Annotated in this window: 14 protein-coding genes and 1 pseudogene; 10 read left to right on the forward strand and 5 right to left on the reverse strand. The window is 41.6% G+C overall.

The window, feature by feature from the left end; all coding sequences use genetic code 11:
- Window positions 1-19 precede the first annotated feature (19 nt).
- Together PAENI_RS05415 and PAENI_RS32505 are read right to left on the reverse strand one after the other, a co-directional pair.
- Window positions 20-565 (reverse strand): TetR/AcrR family transcriptional regulator, encoded by a 546-nt coding sequence (locus PAENI_RS05415; RefSeq protein ID WP_149644512.1) that lies wholly within the window; start codon window positions 563-565, stop codon window positions 20-22.
- Window positions 566-818: 253 nt separating this feature from the next.
- Window positions 819-1997: pseudogene (locus PAENI_RS32505) on the reverse strand (glycosyltransferase family 61 protein).
- Window positions 1998-2176: 179 nt separating this feature from the next.
- On the opposite strand from PAENI_RS32505, the gene PAENI_RS05435 reads away from it, so the two are divergent.
- Both PAENI_RS05435 and PAENI_RS05440 read left to right on the forward strand, forming a co-directional pair.
- Window positions 2177-3157 carry an aldo/keto reductase gene (locus PAENI_RS05435; protein WP_149644515.1) on the forward strand — a complete coding sequence of 327 codons (981 nt, stop codon included), beginning with the start codon at window positions 2177-2179 and terminating at the stop codon, window positions 3155-3157.
- Window positions 3158-3184: 27 nt separating this feature from the next.
- Window positions 3185-3532, forward strand: coding sequence for a MerR family transcriptional regulator (locus PAENI_RS05440; protein ID WP_149644516.1), 348 nt, complete (start codon window positions 3185-3187; stop codon window positions 3530-3532).
- Window positions 3533-3573: 41 nt separating this feature from the next.
- Here PAENI_RS05440 and PAENI_RS05445 read toward each other — a convergent pair whose 3' ends face one another.
- Entirely contained in the window at window positions 3574-4437 is an 864-nt protein-coding gene (locus PAENI_RS05445) for a helix-turn-helix domain-containing protein (RefSeq protein ID WP_149644517.1), read from the reverse strand.
- 139 nt (window positions 4438-4576) lie between these two features.
- Here PAENI_RS05445 and PAENI_RS05450 point away from each other — a divergent pair, with 139 nt between their 5' ends.
- A complete protein-coding gene (locus PAENI_RS05450) occupies window positions 4577-6073 on the forward strand; it encodes a glycoside hydrolase family 43 protein (protein WP_149644518.1) in 1497 nt (498 codons plus the stop codon).
- 82 nt (window positions 6074-6155) lie between these two features.
- Here the strand turns inward: PAENI_RS05450 and PAENI_RS05455 are convergent, their stop codons facing one another.
- Window positions 6156-6698, reverse strand: coding sequence for an RICIN domain-containing protein (locus tag PAENI_RS05455; RefSeq protein ID WP_149644519.1), 543 nt, complete (start codon window positions 6696-6698; stop codon window positions 6156-6158).
- A 472-nt stretch (window positions 6699-7170) separates the two neighbouring features.
- On the opposite strand from PAENI_RS05455, the gene PAENI_RS05460 reads away from it, so the two are divergent.
- Window positions 7171-8064 carry a hypothetical protein gene (locus PAENI_RS05460; RefSeq protein WP_149644520.1) on the forward strand — a complete coding sequence of 298 codons (894 nt, stop codon included), beginning with the start codon at window positions 7171-7173 and terminating at the stop codon, window positions 8062-8064.
- Between the two features lie 104 nt (window positions 8065-8168).
- On the opposite strand, the gene PAENI_RS05465 is transcribed toward PAENI_RS05460, so the two are convergent.
- On the reverse strand, window positions 8169-8390 hold the full coding sequence (locus tag PAENI_RS05465; protein WP_149644521.1) for a DUF3955 domain-containing protein: 222 nt from the start codon (window positions 8388-8390) through the stop codon (window positions 8169-8171).
- A gap of 388 nt (window positions 8391-8778) precedes the next feature.
- Between PAENI_RS05465 and PAENI_RS05470 the strand changes: the two genes are divergently transcribed.
- The 6 genes from PAENI_RS05470 to lacZ all read left to right on the forward strand — a co-directional run bounded on the left by PAENI_RS05470 (window position 8779) and on the right by lacZ (window position 18577).
- Window positions 8779-10338 (forward strand): response regulator transcription factor, encoded by a 1560-nt coding sequence (locus PAENI_RS05470; RefSeq protein WP_149644522.1) that lies wholly within the window; start codon window positions 8779-8781, stop codon window positions 10336-10338.
- On the forward strand, window positions 10335-12113 hold the full coding sequence (locus tag PAENI_RS05475) for a sensor histidine kinase (RefSeq protein ID WP_149644523.1): 1779 nt from the start codon (window positions 10335-10337) through the stop codon (window positions 12111-12113). Before PAENI_RS05470 ends, PAENI_RS05475 begins: the two co-directional genes overlap by 4 nt.
- Before the next feature lie 185 nt (window positions 12114-12298).
- Window positions 12299-13609, forward strand: a complete 1311-nt coding sequence (locus PAENI_RS05480; protein WP_149644524.1) for an ABC transporter substrate-binding protein — start codon at window positions 12299-12301, stop codon at window positions 13607-13609.
- A 228-nt stretch (window positions 13610-13837) separates the two neighbouring features.
- Entirely contained in the window at window positions 13838-14650 is an 813-nt protein-coding gene (locus tag PAENI_RS05485; protein WP_371915743.1) for a carbohydrate ABC transporter permease, read from the forward strand.
- The gene (locus tag PAENI_RS05490) at window positions 14650-15471 is read left to right on the forward strand and encodes a carbohydrate ABC transporter permease (RefSeq protein ID WP_042188171.1); all 822 of its coding nucleotides are present in this window, start codon (window positions 14650-14652) and stop codon (window positions 15469-15471) included. Before PAENI_RS05485 ends, PAENI_RS05490 begins: the two co-directional genes overlap by 1 nt.
- Window positions 15472-15508: 37 nt before the next feature.
- Window positions 15509-18577, forward strand: a complete 3069-nt coding sequence (gene lacZ / locus PAENI_RS05495; RefSeq protein ID WP_149644525.1) for a beta-galactosidase, LacZ type — start codon at window positions 15509-15511, stop codon at window positions 18575-18577.
- Window positions 18578-18744: the final 167 nt, after the last annotated feature.

Below are 18744 nucleotides of genomic sequence, written 5' to 3' on the forward strand. Positions count from 1 at the left end.
CGGTTTTCCGATGGTGGAGCTATAAATTCCTTTCCAACAAAGTCCCAAGTTGTTCAGCCAAGACTTGATGTGTTACAGGCTTCTCATTCTTGAACCACCATTCCACTACCCCTGCATAAGCCGATGCCACAAAACTAATGATAACCTCTTCATTTAATCCTTGGTTTATCCCTTCCGTTACATTTACTTCATGTCTAAACTCTTTTTGAAGAAAGGTTAAGAACCGATTACGGAAATAAGGGGCGCCTTTGCTCGCCAGCATCATAGAGAAAAATGAATATTGATTATCGAAGTATTCCGTCCACTTCAACGTGGCCTCGATGAAATCTAATTCTGCTGCCGATTCGCAAAGTACTCTAAGAACTTCTATATGTTCCTCGATAAGCTTGTCTAACAAATCATATTTATCCTGATAATGAAGATAAATGGTTCCTCGGCTTACATTTGCCTTGTCGGAGAGATCCTGTATGGTAATGTCGTCAAAATTCTTCACGGACATCAGTTCAATAACAGCTTTTTTAAGTGCTTCTTGTGATTTAAGAATCCTTCTATCCACTTTAGACATTTGATTTTCTCCTTACTTTCAAAAAAAATGAACACTTTTATAGGACCTGTTCAGTATTGAACAAAACACACACATCGTACAATTGAATGTCTTCTATAACTGTTTATAATAATAGACTATGGTCTATTAATGAATCAACATATAATATCGAGAGAAGAACGTCTACATAAGCTACAGGGAGAAATTGAACAAAGTGGTGGAACAGCCATCTATAAAGTGACAGACGTTACCATCGCGCTTTTTTAACTAAATACTAAGTATTCAATCCCGCCAAATGCAAAATCTGCTTCAGACGATCTATATCCACATAGATATCTTCGAATCCCGGAAAACGAATAGCAGGATCTGGCCAGCCTTGACCATACATCATGTAATAATCAAGAGCGTTATGGTTGCTGATCATCCAATACGTTGGAACGACATGCTGTTCATGAACAATTTCAATAACTTGTGTTCCAGATTGACAAAAAGCCAGATTGGCCAGTCCAGCGCCATGTGCTCCCATGATTACCTTTGCCGAAGCGAATAACTGGATTTGCTGGGCAACTGTCCAATCCTCAAGATAAATAGGTTGAATGCTATATTCTTCAAGTCAGCGTATAACTTCCTCTTCATTGACCAAGCGCCTGGTGGTTGCTTTGTTTCGAGAAATATAAATACGCTCAGGTGTAGCGAGTGTTGATTCCCTATGAGGCAGCAATAATTTACGTAGCGTATCCGTGGTCCACGGGGGATAGTGGGAATTCATCATCAAAGAAGGGACAAGTAGCTGATTAGCTTCAAAGTAAGCTTCAGGATTTGTCCGGATTACTGAAGACTCTGATATACCGAGCATAGCCCAGGTTTGTTCCACAAATGGTCCATATGGATTTGGATTCATGATGATAGAGGTATAAGGAATTCCACTCGTTTTAAGCATCGCCAGCCTAGGGAGCACATCATACAACCAGTGGAAATAGTTATGGCTTCCGCAAAACGTCAACACAGCCACGGTTCCTTCTAAGTATTGAAGTTTTGGATCATTCCACCGGTGGAATACAGGGTGTTCCTCTGCTTCTAGCATTCTATTTTGAACGGCGTCATATTCCTGTGACAGATCAAAGATCAGCTTTCCCTCCGGAGATAGAACAGCACCAGATTCTCCCCATACCCTTCCACTCGAGATGGTGGCTACGTATCCGCCAAACGGCTGTAAACAATAAGGCGTCAGTGCAGGATGAATACTCGATTCAATGCTTTTAGGAGCGGTGAACTCGGCCACCTGACCGAAATCAAACGGAATAACCTGTCCAGCTTCATGGATAGTTCTTTTTTGTCCCCATTCTGTTTCAAGTTCCAAGATGCTCCGGTAATAACCAGAGGGCGCTCCCCCGTTCACAGAAAATCTCATCGTTTCACCTCTTTTGACCAAGTAGAACTCCAGAAACATCATTAAGCTATTCTATGGAACAAAGAACTTAACGACACAATTCCTTCTGAAAAGGGCGAGTGAACAGAGTTTGAAGCAGTCAATTTTATAAATAGCTTGACTTGGAGTGAACTCAAAGTGAAATAATAACAGTTATCAGCAAGTGAACCTTACCATCTATTGAAAGAGAGGAATCATTGTAAATGGACTATGTGAAACTGGGCAATACTGGGTTAGATGTATCCAGGTTGTGTCTAGGCTGTATGAGTTTTGGGGTAGCAGAACGTTGGATCCATCAGTGGGTACTTGATGAGGAGCAGAGTCGGCTGATCATAAAAAAAGCTCTAGAGCTCGGCATTAATTTTTTTGATACAGCTAATGTGTATTCTGACGGAACGAGTGAGGAGATTCTTGGACGAGCACTCAAGGATTATGCTAATCGAGATGAAATTGTCCTCGCCACTAAAGTCTATAATCGTATGCATGAAGGACCCAATGGTGCTGGGCTTTCCCGAAAAGCAATTATGAGTGAAATTGATAAAAGTCTTAAAAGATTGGGTACGGATTATGTGGATTTGTACCAGATCCATCGCTGGGATTATCACACACCTATCGAAGAAACTATGGAAGCTCTTCATGATGTGGTTAAGGCGGGTAAAGCAAGATATATTGGTGCTTCTGCTATGTATGCTTGGCAATTTCAGAAAGCTTTATATGTAGCGGAGAAAAATGGCTGGACCCGATTTGTATCCATGCAGAATCACCTCAACCTCATTTACCGTGAAGAAGAGCGTGAGATGTTGCTACTTTGTAAGGAAGAAAAAATCGGTGTTATCCCGTATAGTCCGTTGGCTTCTGGTAGATTAACTCGCGACTGGGCAGTATCAACCCATCGTTCTGAGACTGATCAAATCCAAAAATCCAAATATGATGGAACTGCAGCTGCAGATCAATTAGTTGTGGAAAGGGTAGCAGCGATCGCCGAAAAATATGGTGTTCCGCGGATTCATATCGCCCTTGCATGGCTGCTTCAGAAAGAACCGGTTACTGCTCCAATTATTGGTGCTACGAAAATGTCACATATCGAAGATGCTGTAGGAGCATTATCCATTACGTTAACACCTCAAGAAATTACGTTCTTGGAAGAACCCTATACACCGCACCCAATCATTGGTTTTAATTAATACCGAGCACCGGAGGATAACGAAATTATGACCATTACAGAAGTAAGTGAAAAATTTAATCTTACGCCGGATACGCTCCGCTATTATGAACGCATCGGTATTATTCCACGTGTAAATCGCAATAAAAGCGGTAATCGAGACTATTCGGAAGAAGACTGCAGGTGGATTGAACATATCAAATGTATGCGAGGCATTGGTCTTCCAGTTGAAATCTTGATTAAGTATGTTGAGTTGTACAGGCATGGGGAGGAGGCTAATCATGATAGGGTAGAGCTCCTAATTGAGCAGCGGAAGCAACTTGTATCTAGATTGGAAGAGATGAATAGAGTATTGGAACGGATGAATGAAAAAATTGAACGATTGAGTAAACAATAAGTCCTCTTTTGAGGACTTATTGTTGTATTAAGGATGTTTTTTTATGATTTTTTCCGATAAGCCTTAGGAGACATACCGTAGGTTTTGGTGAATTGTCGTGTAAAGTAATTGCTATCGCTAAACCCGCTTTCATGTGAGATCTGAGTAATACTGAAGTTAGAATGCTTCAACAAGCTGCAAGCCCGTTCCAGACGCAATCGATGGAGATAGGAGATAGGGGTCGTCTGATAGTAAGAGCGAAAGATCCGGTTTAAGTGTCTAACAGATATCCCTGAGTGTGCGGCGATTTGATCCAGCGACAACGCTTCAAGATAATGGTCTTCCATAAAAGAGAGCGACTTCGCCAAATGTATTAGATGATTATCCTGGCTGCCTTTATCCTGTTTTTCATAATGCCTTGATAAATAGACAACCAGTTCCATAAACCGTGAGACGAGCAACGTCTGATATCCTTGAAGCTCGTGGCTATATTCTTCAATCATACCGGCAATGAGTGCAGTGACAAACTCCAGCATGGGAATTGGCAAGCTTAGTTTACTTGTGTAGGTATGTTTATGACGATACAACGGTTCCAATACAAACAGCGCCTGAAAGCCGTTCGAAGTTCGCAGATCCGATCCAGCCGTCGAGAGCATTTCAGGCTTGTACATAATATTACAGATCTTAAAATCCTGAGGATCTTTAAAAGCATGTGGGGTTGAACCGTTAATCACAAAAACATTCCCCTTCTTGATGAATGATTCTTCGGTATTCACAATATGAGTAGCAGTACCACTCAAGACGATTACGAGCTCTGAAAAGTCCACATGTCTATGAAGGTCAGTATCATTGTCGTGAAAGCCGTATTGAATAAAGAATGGGAATTTCTGATCTGATGTAAACCAATTCAAATAAAATTCGCTCAATTCGTAACCCTCCAAAAGCATGTCTAGATGAATGTCTATATCATGCTATTTTACGACTGGATAATCAAGGTTTATCGTTTAGTTAGTGGAGTATAATCCTTGACATAGATGCAAATGTTCAACAAAAGGAGAATGCTTCATGAAATATAACAATCCGATATTACCAGGTTTTTATCCAGATCCAAGCATTTGCAGAGTAGGCGAGGATTACTTTTTGGTAAACAGTTCATTTGCTTACTCTCCGGGAATACCCATTTGGCATAGTAAAGATTTAGTCCATTGGAAGCAGCTCGGGTATTGCTTAACACGTGATTCCCAGCTTCAATTTGATAAATCGGTCGTGTCTGGAGGGGTGTGGGCACCAACCATTCGTCATCATAATGGTCGATTCTACATGGTGACGACAAATCAGGATAGCGGTGGACATTTCTATGTTTGGACGGTGAATCCAGCAGGTGAGTGGTCGGATCCTATTTATGTGGATCAGGAAGGGATTGATCCGTCCCTATTTTTTGACGATGGAAAAGTATATTTTACAAGCACTGGCACCAAGGATGGTATGGGAATCTACCAATGTGAGATTGATATTGAAACGGGCCATAAGCTGTGCGATTCTCGTTTGATATGGACAGGCAGTGGCGGTAAATTTTCTGAAGGACCACATCTTTATAAAATAAATGGCTACTATTATTTAATGTGTGCTGAAGGCGGGACAGAATATGGACACATGGAAACCATAGCAAGAAGTAAATCACCCTATGGACCCTATGAATCCTCACCCCGGAATCCCATTTTGACTCACCGGAGCTCGGATTACCCTATACAAGCTACGGGACATGGCGATCTGGTAGAAGCACAGGATGGCAGCTGGTGGGCGGTATTTCTAGGGATTAGACCAGTAGGATATCCATATCGACATCATCTTGGCAGAGAGACATTTCTTGCTCCGGTCCATTGGAGTGAAGATGGATGGCCGATGATTGGAGATCACGGTGTTGTTGGATTAGAAATGGAAGCTGACACTCCACCACCAGTGCTATGGGAAGACGAGCCTGAGACCGATGATTTTAATCCATCTGATTTAGGAATGAGCTGGAATTTTATTCGCAATGCTAAAAAAGTCGATTGGTCTTTGCAGGAGCGACCAGGGTGGCTAGCATTACATGGAGCGGATGTGAGATTAAGCGAACAGGGAACGCCTGCATTTATTGGCTGTAGACAGCGCCACTTGGTTTGTGAAATTTCCACTAAAATGGAATTCAACCCACTAGATGGTGATGAAGCGGGTCTTGTTGTGTTTATGGATCAGATGTATCACTATGCAATCGGACTAACCCAGGTAGAAGGTGAAAATGTGATTACGCTGCGAAGACAAGTGGGTAGCATAAGTGATGTGAAATATTCTTCTCCATTTGAAGACACAGTCGTAGAATTGAAGATTCAAGCATTACCTGAGAAATATTTTTTCTCTTATCGAGGTGCAGATCAGTTATGGCATCCACTAGGTGAAGCGGAGACACACTTGATCTCTACAGAAGTGGCAGGCGGATTTACCGGAGTGTTCTTTGGGATGTATAACTACTCTACCAACCGAACAATCGCATATTATGATTGGTTCCGCTATCAAAAGGAATAAAAATCCCAAAATATGTTAAATAAAGAAATGGCGATACTCGGGATGTTTCCCTGCACCGCCATTTCTTGTATTCGGCAATAGCTTAATTTTTCCGTATATATTCTATATACCAGTGCTGATTGTGACCGCCGTTATCACTCCATTGAATGGCCTGCGCACCGCTGGTTTTATCTTGTCCCGATATATCCAATAACTTGCCACTGGCTCGGTTTTTAATTTTATACATGTTTTGTTCACCAGTTGGAATAAGTTCCCACTGTTGGTTCCACCCGTTATTGCTCGGCCATTGAATAACACTGGCCCCATCGGATGAAGATGCTCCGTTGACATCCAATAAATCTCCGCTAGCTATGTTTCTGAAATTATAATATCCGTTTTCTGCAATTTCGAGATACCATTTTTGATACTCTGCTCCTTGATCGATGTATTGTACGATAAGCGCACCGTCTGCTTGTGAATCCGCTCCGCTGACTGACAGCACGTTATTGCTGTGTTCATTGATAATTTTGAGAGGAATTGGCACTCCAGCGTGCGTCGTTGAAGTTAGTGCGAGTGACGATGCAGATACAACTAACACAAGTGCCAAAAACATTTTCACTCCGTACCTAATTTGAACTCGTTTCATGAAAATACGCTCCTTCTTCAATTTAATTTAATTTCATAATCTGCGGCCTGTCCATTTTAAAAACAAGTTTTATGTATTCAACTTAATCACCTCCTAAATCAGTAAATGTAATGCATGACATTCGATAGAATCTGAAAGAGGACTCTATCCTCAAAAGTAAATAGATAAAATATAAATAAATAATGGTTCATTTGCTAAGAATATACTTTAATTTCAAATAATGAGTCAATATGATTTTTTTCGCTATTTATATAAAAATAATACTATCAACAGCTTTAAATGAGCACTTCAAAAACCAAAAAAATACTCATCGGACCATAAAAAGACACGGATACAAGTCAGTGTCTTTTGGTGGACATTCATGATATTTTACTTCTATGTTCAGTGCTAAAGGAAATATCTTCTTGTCTACTTTTTAAGATATTCTTGGTAAGGTAAGGGGATATCAATGAATAAGAGGTGATGAGTTGTAATGATTAAGAAATACTGCTTGTTCTGTGATGAGATGGTATCCATTACATCGGAAGGTGATTACGATAGATTTTTAGGCTGTAATTGTTCTCCTGACGGGTTCTATAACTTATTGAGAGACAGCTATGAGCCTATAAATTCTCTCGCGCATCCAAAGAAACGCGATATGTTTCATGTGATATCGGCTTATATACGGGAGCTGACAGATCGTGGAGAAAAGGTCAGTCTATCGGCCGACGATTTAGAATCCATTGTAAATTCCTCGAAAATTCCAGTGACGATTGAAGATAAAGGAAACCGTATACTACAATACTTATACAGACATTCTGAAGCCCCTGGGGAATCCGTTGTTATTCAGCCACTCTCCAGTAGCTATAACCTAACGTATTCGCCTAATCTGCAAGAACTGGTATATATCATAGATAAGCTGATTAACGAACAGTTTATGATCAGGGAAGGCATGACCTTTAAGCTGACGGACAAGGGATGGAATGAAGCTGCCGCAATCGCAGGAGGCAAAAAATTAAAACCCTGTATCGTTCTATTGTCAGATGCGGAGGATTTGCACACGGAGTGGGTGGATAAGCTGCTTCCTAAAATCGAGCAGTTTGGTTATATACCACGGTTACTAAGACATACGTCAATGCATAACCGTGAACCGTATTCTTTGGAGCTTATAGAGGAGAGTAAACTGATTATCGCTGATTTAACCGGCCAATCCCCTGAAGTGTATTTTACTGCAGGATATGCGCTCGGATTGAACATTCCAGTGATTTGGACTGTGAACAGCAGCGAAGCTAATGATCTGTTCGTACAAGTGAAAAATATCCGTCCAATCGTTTGGGATACAGCTGAAGAGCTGGTAGTCTTACTTCAGCAGAAATTGAGTTTATAGAGTCCATGTCGAATTTAAAATGAACATCCAACACAGAAGAAGCCGCGAAAAAATTGCGGCTTCTTTCTTTTTGCTATAAAAGTTAATGTCCCCACACAACGCTATTACGAAATCTTTTTTCTATTATTGAGGACTGACCCGAGACCTACGAATAGGAATGCTACAATACTGCAGAAAAAAAATAGGTAACTAAGCGGAATTAAGAAAAAAGCCGGCTCATGCAAGATTCCATCCGGTCCCACGCTTGAACCCACCATACGTGAGATCATTAAACTGATGATGCTTAATAATAATGGTGAAGCGGCTATTAGATATTTCTTTTTCATATGACATTCTCCTTTGCTTGATAATCATATAATACACAAAAAACACTCGCGAATCAACATTAATTTATTGTTATTCGATATATCATTATTGTAAATCAAATGAATTAACTTGTGCTTGGAATTGGATTTGAAAATGGGGACTTGACCATAATTGCTGGTGAGGACTATTATTTGGTTTAAACAAATTTAAGTAAGTCTCAAGGCTTTATTTGTATAGAAGGTCGCTCCGAGTCGGATGGATTGAACTGTAACAGATAAATAGAAAACGGTTACATCCAATGCTTCGTAGTAGGAAGGAATGGCGTTCTGGTCATTTGTATGACTTTTTAAATTTGTTCAATCAGTGAATGAACATAATAACAGGTTGAACAGCTGCAAGGGGGCAGATATGAAACCAATATTTAAGATTATGATTGTGGATGACGAGATGCTGGTTAGACAGGGAATTAAACATCTTTTGGATTGGGAACAAGAAGGGTATCGAATCGTCGGAGAGGCCTCTAACGGTGTTGAAGCACTGAGTATGATGGAGGAGCTGAATCCTCATATTATTATTACGGATATCGTAATGCCAATAATGGGCGGGGAGAAGCTAGTCAAGATCGTTAAGGAGAAGTACCCACACATTGAAGTAATCGTCTTAAGCAGCTTCAGTGAATACGATTATGTCCGTTCCACATTTCAGAGTGGGGTAGCAGATTACATCCTTAAGCCGAAGCTGGAAGCCGATTATCTGTTGTCCATCCTAAATAAAACTACAGCTAAGATGGCAGGGATGAAGATAAGCGACTCAGGGGCCGATCCAGAGGAAAAGCAGCTTTTGTTCGCGATCGAGAAGCTCATGACGGGATATGAGTCAGTGCTAGAACCTGCTTTGCTTCATACCAAGTTTCCACACGCACAATTCGCATTTTTCGGAGCAGATATGAAGCATATTAAAGATTCTGGTGATAAGTTAACGTTCGCAAATGAAATCGAAAGAGGAATTCAAAAGTTAGCATTGGACGATGTTGTGTTTATTCGGTTAAAGTTTGTTAACGACTCGGTCATTTATTTGCTTAACGTTAATCCAGAACATTGGGACGAGCTTGTGATTGAACTCCGTTATCTGATCTCAGAAATAGAACATCGTGTGAGAGAAACACATTTTATTATCAGTCAGAGCTTCGCGCACTTTGAGAGACTTGGTGAGATTTATCGAGACAATTACTTGAAGCTTACACGATACAGTTTCTACTTGCCAGAACGAAGTCTGATTGAGAATGATCACTTGCCGGGTCTTCCGGGAGCATATCAGGAAATTGATATGGGAGAATTAATGGACCAGTTGAGACGTAAGCAATTCCAGAAGGCATTTACAGAGTTTCTTGAATATGTCCATCTGCGTTCAATGGATTATCGCATTGATATTTTCGAATTTAAATCGCTATTGGGCAACTTTATATTTAACGTAGCGACCACGCTGGGAAAAATGAAGTGTGAGATCGGAGGTCTGGAGGAGACCAAATACGACTACTTTCGAAAAATAGATGAAGCGATGTATGCAAGTGATGCTATTGCTGTTACCGAAGCATTCATTCGAGAAGTTGAGCGCACGATTGGTGAGACGAATTCATCGGTTAACCCCAATATGACAAAGCTACTCGAATATATTCAGAATCATTATGCAGATCCGATCACACTGACAGGGGTAGCTAGACAGTTCCACTTCAATGCTTCTTATTTATCGAGTTATTTTACTGCCCATAATGGAGAAGGCTTTAGTGAGTACCTGAATAAAGTCCGTTTGGAAAAAGCTATGGAATTGCTCGAGACAACAGAAAAATCAATTTCTGATATTAGCGCAAGCGTGGGATATTCAGATCAGAGTTATTTCACCAAGGTATTTAAAAAGCAGACTGGCATTTCTCCAAGCCGGTACCGGAGACGGGACGTAGAGCAGCCATGATTGGAAATTTCATTAACAATATTAGAAAGCAGGGCTTATTCCTCAAGCTGTTTCTCGTGACCCTAATTAGCATCGTAACTGTATCACTCTTGACGCTGGCTATTACAATTAGTATGTCGGAGAAATTATTTTTACAGACCTTTAGTATTACAAACGGCAAACTGCTGAATCAGATGAAGTCAAACCTGGAATCGTATAACAACATTATTGCTACCGGTGCTACTATGATGGCTCAAAATGAAGCTATCCGGAATTATTTATCTAGCGGAGAGACGGATGCAGTGAATCTTGCGATCAAAACATATCACATGACAGAGGGCATGCGGGCAATCCGCTCTAACCTCAGCGCCGTTGATGTTGGTATCATGATCGTGGGTGTAAATGGCAGGAGTTATTCAACAGATCCATGGTATTGGGACATTTCCGCAGATGAACTAATGGCTCACCCAATAACGAAGGAAACCATATCCCATCCTGATCAAATCCTGTATCAGCTCGATCTAAGGGAAAATAAAGAGAACGTGAAAGAGCCTATGCTGGTAGCTTCCAAAGCTTTATTTGATCATTCGACCGGAAGAATTTATGGCACCATGTACGTAGCCATTCGTGACCGAGATTTCAAGCCCTTTTACGCTAACTTTACGAGTGAGGGTAATGACGTCGTGTTGCTGAATAAGAAGGGATTAATTGTATCCAGCAGCAAGACAGAAATGATTGGGCTCCGCGATAAAAAGCTGCTGCAAGAAGTAGAGGATGGAGGTAAAAATGGCGATTCTACCTATGTGATGGGGAATGAACGAATTGTTTTCTCGGAATACTTACCTGAATTTGATTTTTATATGGTGAACCTGATAGATAAGAACGCCGTGACCGGACAGATGGTGAATGCCAAAGCGGTGACACTGACAATCATGGCTATCGTGGCAATATCGCTCATTATTGTTTTTTTGATTACCCGAAAAATGACGAAGTCCTTGCGTGTACTCGTTAAACAGATGTCGAGTATTCCTACAGGTGATTTCGATAATCATGTAGATGTCACTAATAGTAGTTATGAAGTTAAGGAGTTAGGTAACGCCTTCAATTTTATGCTTGATTCACTTCATGATTATGTTGATAAGCTGATGGAGACTCAAAAGCAACAACGTAATGCGGAGCTGGCGGCACTCCAAATGCAGATTAACCCACATTTTTTATATAATACGCTGGCTTCTATCAAATTTCTGGTGCAGCAGGGCAATAAGGAAAAAGCAGCTGGAACGATAAATTCACTAATCTCACTCCTGCAAAATACAGTAAGCGATGTTCATTCTACTATTCCTGTTAGTCAAGAATTGGAGTCGTTGAAGCATTATGTGTATATCAATCACGTGAGATATGGTGAGAAGATCCGTGTGAATTACTTTGTGGAGCCAGAGAGCTTGGATTATCATATGCCGAAGCTAATTCTTCAACCTTTTATCGAAAATGCATTCTTTCATGCATTCAACCTTAAAGATGAGGGAAGAATTCTCATCATGATTTCCGTGCAGGAAGAGCAACTAGTATGTGAAGTTGTAGATAACGGTGATGGAATGGATCTTGACCCGAATTTGCTGGAAGAGGAGCAGCTACCAGCTTCGAAGCACAAACGCCAACTGTTCTCTGGGATCGGTATACGGAATGTGGATGACAGAATCAAATTGTTATACGGTGAGAGATACGGGATTAATATTACAAGCAAACGGAATGAAGGTACACAAATCGTTGTTACGCTTCCATTGTTAAAAAACTAAAAATTTTACATGAATCTAAAAATAGTACCAGAGTCGATATGAGAATCAAAATAGGACCCAATAATATCACCAAAGCTAACAAAGATACTGCCAAAGAAAACGAATACAAAATGATAAGATGGAGGCGTAGCAGAGAAAACGCTTCCATCTTTATTATTTTTCAGACTATCAAGGGGGTTTACGTAGTGAAAAAATTATTATCCGTAATGCTAGCTAGTGTGGTTCTACTGTCGGCATGTTCCACAGGTGGAACGAAAAATGAAACGAGCAACTCTGGTAACTCCGGTGCCGAAGGTAGCAGCAAGCCAAAAGAGATTACAGTTTGGGCTTGGGACCCGGCGTTTAACATTGCCGCTATGAATGTTGCCAAAGATGCTTATGCGAAAGTTAATCCGGACGTAACGGTTAACGTCGTTGAGAACGCGCAAGCTGATATCGTTCAAAAGCTGAATACGGGGCTAAACTCTGGTTCCACGAAGGGTCTGCCTAACATTGTGTTGATCGAAGATTATCGTGCACAGAGCTTCTTACAAGCATATCCAGATTCTTTTTATGAATTGACGGATGTTGTAAAGGCTGCTGACTTTGCGGATTATAAGATTGGCCCTACCAGTGTTGACGGCAAACAATACGGTGTTCCGTTTGACTCTGGCGTAACTGGAATGTATGTACGGACAGACTATCTCGAGCAAGCAGGCTACAGCCTGGATGCATTACAGGATATCGACTGGAAGCAATATATCGAGATCGGTAAAGCTGTAAAAGAGAAAACCGGAAAAAGCATGCTAACACTTGATCCGAACGATCTAGGACTTATCCGAGTGATGATCCAATCGGCGGGCGCATGGTATACCGGAGATGATGGTCAGACTCCGACCATAGAAAGCAACCCTGCTTTGAAAGAGGCACTTGTAATGTACAAAGAAATGATGGATTCCGGTATCGTAAAAGTAATTTCAGACTGGAGTCAGTTTGTAGGTGCATTCAATGGTGGTGAAGTGGCTAGTGTACCTACAGGTAACTGGATTACACCTTCGATTAAAGCAGAAGCTTCTCAATCTGGTAAATGGGCAGTAGCTCCACTACCTAAGTTAGGAGCAACAGAAGGCTCTGTTCACGCTTCCAACCTTGGAGGTAGTTCCTGGTACGTAATGAATGTAGATGGTAAAGAAGCAGCAGCTGAGTTCCTATCTAAGACTTTTGCCTCTGATGCTGAACTGTATCAGATGTTGAATACAAAAGTTGGTGTTATCGGCACCTTGAAAGCTGCGGCGAGCGGTGAAGCTTACTCAGCTGCGGATGAATTTTTCAAAGGCCAAAAGGTCGTATCAGACTTTGCAGCATGGACCGAGCAAATTCCTAACGTCAACTATGGCATGAACACTTACGCAATCGAGGACATTATGGTTGTAGCAGTACAATCTTATCTAGGTGGCAAAGATGTAGATACTGTTTTGAAAGATGCGCAGAAGCAAGCGGATACTCAAATTCGCTAATCGCACTTAGGCTGTACAACCGATGCCCTTGCTCCTTCTTCTCCTGTAAATTGGATTTATACAGAAGGATAGGTAGCAGGGGCTTTCATCTCTAATATATAAGACAGAAGGGTGCGGAGTGGAGTGGAAACTATAAAGACAGGGCTAAGCCCGCAAAAACATAAGAGCTCTAAAGGGTCACGGCAGATCCGTCTGACGGGTTGGTTATTCGTCCTTGTGCCGGTCATTATGATCAGTATTTTCTATTTTTATCCAATGATCCAAGCGTTAATTCTATCCTTTAAGACGGGTAGAGGCAACAATCTTCAGTTTACCGGACTAGATAACTATATTCGATTGTTTAGCGATACTACTTTTCTTACTGCCGTCAAAAATACATTTATTTATTTGATTATTCAGGTTCCAGTCATGCTGGTACTGGCGCTCTTTATCGCCGTCCTGCTAAATGACGATAGACTGAAATTTAAGGGTTTTTTCAGAACGGCTATATTTCTGCCGACGGTAACCTCACTTGTAGCGTATTCCGTTGTTTTCAAGTACATGTTTGGAGCCGAAGGGATCATTAACAAATTTCTGGTGAATCTTCATCTAATCAGCGAACCGATTCAATGGATTACTGACCCCTTCTGGGCCAAAGTTACCATCATCATTGCCATTACTTGGCGCTTTACTGGCTATAATATGATTTTCTATTTATCATCCCTGCAAAATGTAGACAAATCTATTTATGAAGCTGCTCACATAGATGGCGCTAGTGCATTTACTCAATTTTTCAAAATCACAATTCCTCTATTGAAACCGATTATCTTGTTTACGACGATAACATCGACCATTGGAACACTTCAGTTGTTTGATGAGGTGGTTAACATCACGAAAGGTGGACCCGGCAATGCAACCATGTCGATTTCCCAATATATTTACAACCTTTCTTTTGAATACACACCTGACTTTGGATACGCTGCAACCGTCTCCTACTCGATTGTTGTTATGGTACTCATTCTGACGCTGATTCAGAACAAAGTAGGAGGAGACAAGAGATAATGAAAACTAAACGCATGTTTACTTACCTGTTTCTAGTCATCGCTGCGCTGATCTCTATCTTTCCATTTATCTGGATGGTTATTAGTGCCACAAATCAGTCGGTTGATGTAACTAAAGGGACATTACTTCCGGGTACGCATCTCTTTAAGAATATAGACAATCTCTTTAGTTCAGTGGATATGTGGCAGGCTCTTTGGAACTCTGCAAAAATCTCTGTTGTTACTACTTTACTTTCACTATTGGTAGCATCGGCGGCTGGATATGGTTTTGAAATGTACCGCAGCCGTGGTAAAGATATCGTATTTAATATCTTACTAGCCTCTATGATGATTCCGTTCGCGGCAATCATGGTACCTCTATTTCAAATGTTTGCCAAAGTATCGAGTGTTGTGCCGTTCCTTGGTATCGATACAGCAGCAGCAGTTATTATGCCGACATTTACAACAGCATTCTTAATTTTCTTCTTCCGTCAAAATACAAAAATGTTTCCTAAAGAAATGATGGAAGCCGGTCGCATCGATGGTCTTTCGGAATTTGGTTTATTCTTCCGCATATATATGCCAACGATGAAATCAACTTATGCTGCCGCGGCGATTATCACCTTCCTTAACAGCTGGAACAACTATTTATGGCCTTTGATCGTATTGCAATCACCAGAAAATATGACCGTGCCATTGCTAATATCGAATCTTGGATCGGGTTATGCGCCTGACTATGGTCTGATTATGTCCGCGATTGTCATTACGACCCTGCCGACTGCACTTGTATTCTTCATGATGCAAAAGCAATTTGTGGCTGGGATGACGGGTTCAGTTAAATAAGCTAACGATCATTTTAAAGCAGAAGGAGGAAAATTAGATGAAGCAGCAGGTTGAACGGGGCGTCGCTCCAAGTTTGGAATGGTTGTCAGACCCTTCCATTTATGCAGTAGGCAGAATACACGCGCACTCCGATCATCGGTATTACGAGACGAAATTTGAAGCTGAAGGGCTTGGAGATATGCGTTGGCGCCATAGCCTGAACGGAAGCTGGAAATTTAGCTACGCCCACAATGCTATGGAACGACAGGCGCATTTTTATAAGGAGAACGTGTCCTGTAGAGGGTGGGATGATATTGAGGTTCCTGGACATATCCAGCTTCAGGGTTTTGGGCAGCCTCAGTACGTGAATACGATGTATCCATGGGATGGTCATGAGCATCTTAGACCTCCAATGATATCTGAGGATCACAATCCTGTAGGCAGCTATGTTAAATATTTTGAAGTGCCTTTAGGCTGGGAGCAACGTCCACTGTATATCTCTTTTCAGGGAGTTGAATCCGCTTTTTATATCTGGCTAAATGGGGAGTTTATTGGCTATAGCGAGGATAGCTTTACGCCGAGTGAATTTGATCTGACACCGTACTTGACGACAGGTGAGAATAAGCTGGCGGTTGAGGTCTATCAGCGTAGTACCGGAAGTTGGTTGGAGGATCAAGATTTCTGGCGCTTCTCCGGAATCTTTCGCGATGTGTATCTATATACTGTGCCTGATGTTCATGTGCGGGATCTCCACGTTCAGACGGATCTGGATGAGCAGTTTGAGCAGGGAACGCTAACGGCTGTAATGCAGTTGATGGGTAAGCCTGCTTCGAAAGTGGTCCTTGAACTTAAGGATAAGGCAGGTAATCTTGTAGTTCGTAGTGAGACTGGAGCTTCAGGAGATTCCGTTTCGCTTACAGTTGAGGCATCAAAGGTTCATCTGTGGAGCGCAGAAGATCCTAATTTGTATACCCTTTACGTATCTGTCTTCAACGCATCCGGGGATCTTGTGGAAGTTGTGCCGCAAAAGGTTGGATTTCGAAAATTCGAGATGATCGATAAGATTATGCACTTAAATGGTAAACGTATTGTATTCAAAGGTGTCAACCGGCACGAGTTTAATTCGCGCTTTGGACGCAGTATTACGAAAGAAGATATGCTGTGGGATATAAAGACTTTGAAACAGGCGAATATCAACGCTGTACGGACGTCGCACTATCCGAATGAAACACTCTGGTATGAGCTGTGTGATGAATACGGTGTGTATGTTATTGACGAGATGAATTTAGAGTCGCATGGATCATGGCAAAAAATGGGTGTTGTAGAACCGTCTTGGAACATACCGGGCAGTAAGCCTGAATGGCAGGATATCGTAATGGATCGTGCGATTTCCATGGTGGAGAGAGACAAAAACCATCCATCGATTCTGATTTGGTCCTGTGGCAACGAGTCTTTTGCCGGAGAAGTCATTCGGAACGTAGCGAATTATTTTCGTGAGAAGGATTCTACTCGTCTGGTTCATTACGAAGGGGTGTTCCATAACCGGGATTATGATGATGCGAGTGATATGGAAAGCCGGATGTATGCGAAAGCAGCAGATATCGAAATGTATCTAAAAGAGAATCCATTAAAGCCATATATTAGCTGCGAATACATGCATGCGATGGGGAATTCCGTTGGAGGATTGCATAAATACACAGAGCTAGAGCAGAAGTATCCAATGTATCAAGGTGGATTTATCTGGGATTTCATGGATCAGGTCATCGTAAAAAATGATCGATATGGCAAACCTTATATGGCTTATGGTGGAGACTTCGATGACCGTTCAACCGATTACAACTTTTCCGGAAACGGAATTGTGTATGCGGATCGCAGATGGTCTCCGAAAATGCAGGAAGTGAAATTTCTATATCAGAACGTCAAACTTTCCCCTGACTGCTATGGGGTTATCATCAGAAATGAGAACTTATTTGTTGGCTTAGATGCTTATAAATTGAACTATTGTCTGAATTATGAGGGCGAGGAATTCCATCGTGGCATTGTATTCGCCCAGGTTAAACCCGGAGAAGAAAGATATGTAGAACTTGATTTACCAGAGACTAACCGGTCTGGTGAGTATAGTTTAGATGTTTCTCTTGTGCTCAAAGAAGATTCGTTATGGGCAAGCGCTGGTTACGAAATCGCTTTTGGACAGTATGTATTTCAAGTGGAGAACAAGTCAGAAGATGAGGTTATAACACAGCCTAAGGTAAGCACTAATGTAAATGATTTTCGCGTAGTTGAAGGGGATGTAAATATTGGCGTTCACGGTCGTGACTTCTCTGTAATGTTCTCGAAGCAGGCTGGTACACTAATATCCGTCAAATATTCAGGACGGGAAATGATCTCTTCGCCGCCGGCACCGCTCTTCTGGAGAGCGATGACAGACAACGACAAGGGGGCGGGAATGCATTTCGACTCTTCCACTTGGTATGCTGCAAGCTTGAGCCGAAGAACCTTAAGCTTCGAGCTTATGGAAGAAGAAGACCGAGCGACTGTGACTTACGTGTATAAACTGAGTGTGTCAGAGGGAGTACGAGTAAGTGTAACTTACACGGTGTTCTCCGATGGGAGCATAAAGGTAAAATCAAGCTACCATGGAGAGCCGGGTTTACCGAAGTTTCCCCTCTTTGCTTTAACCTTCAAGGTGCCAGCGGATTATTACCAGCTGAATTGGTATGCGAATGGGCCAGAAGAAAATTATATTGACCGTTCGTTTGGCGCGAGATTGTGTCGCTTTCAGAATCATGCGGTGGACAATGTATCGTCCTATTTGGTACCGCAGGAATCAGGCAACCGTACAGGTGTGCGCGAAGTATCCGTAACCAACGATCTTGGTCAAGGGATTATAATATCCTCACCAGTCTCAGCCCCTGTTGAAGCCAACATATCGCCATATTCGGCAATGGAGCTGGAGAATGCGACGCATCATTATGAGCTGCCGAACATTCATCATACCGTTGTTACGATTGCCGGTCGTCAAATGGGCGTTGGCGGTGATGACAGCTGGGGAGCACCAGTTCTTGATGAATATTTAATTGATCCATCAATAGATTTGGATTTTGAATTTACAATTCGCAGAGCATAATTAGAGACGGATAGCAGTTGCCTCAATGGATAAGGTTGGGGCAACCAAATCCTATTTGTGAATGATGTAATAATTTATTTATACATACTTGTAATCGTTTACATTTTATGGAGGAGGTGTTTGGAATCTAAAAAATAGTTTGCAATGTTGATCGGAAGATAGTAAAG

This window comes from Paenibacillus sp. B2(2019), assembly GCF_008370385.1.
Lineage (GTDB): Bacteria > Bacillota > Bacilli > Paenibacillales > Paenibacillaceae > Paenibacillus_AQ.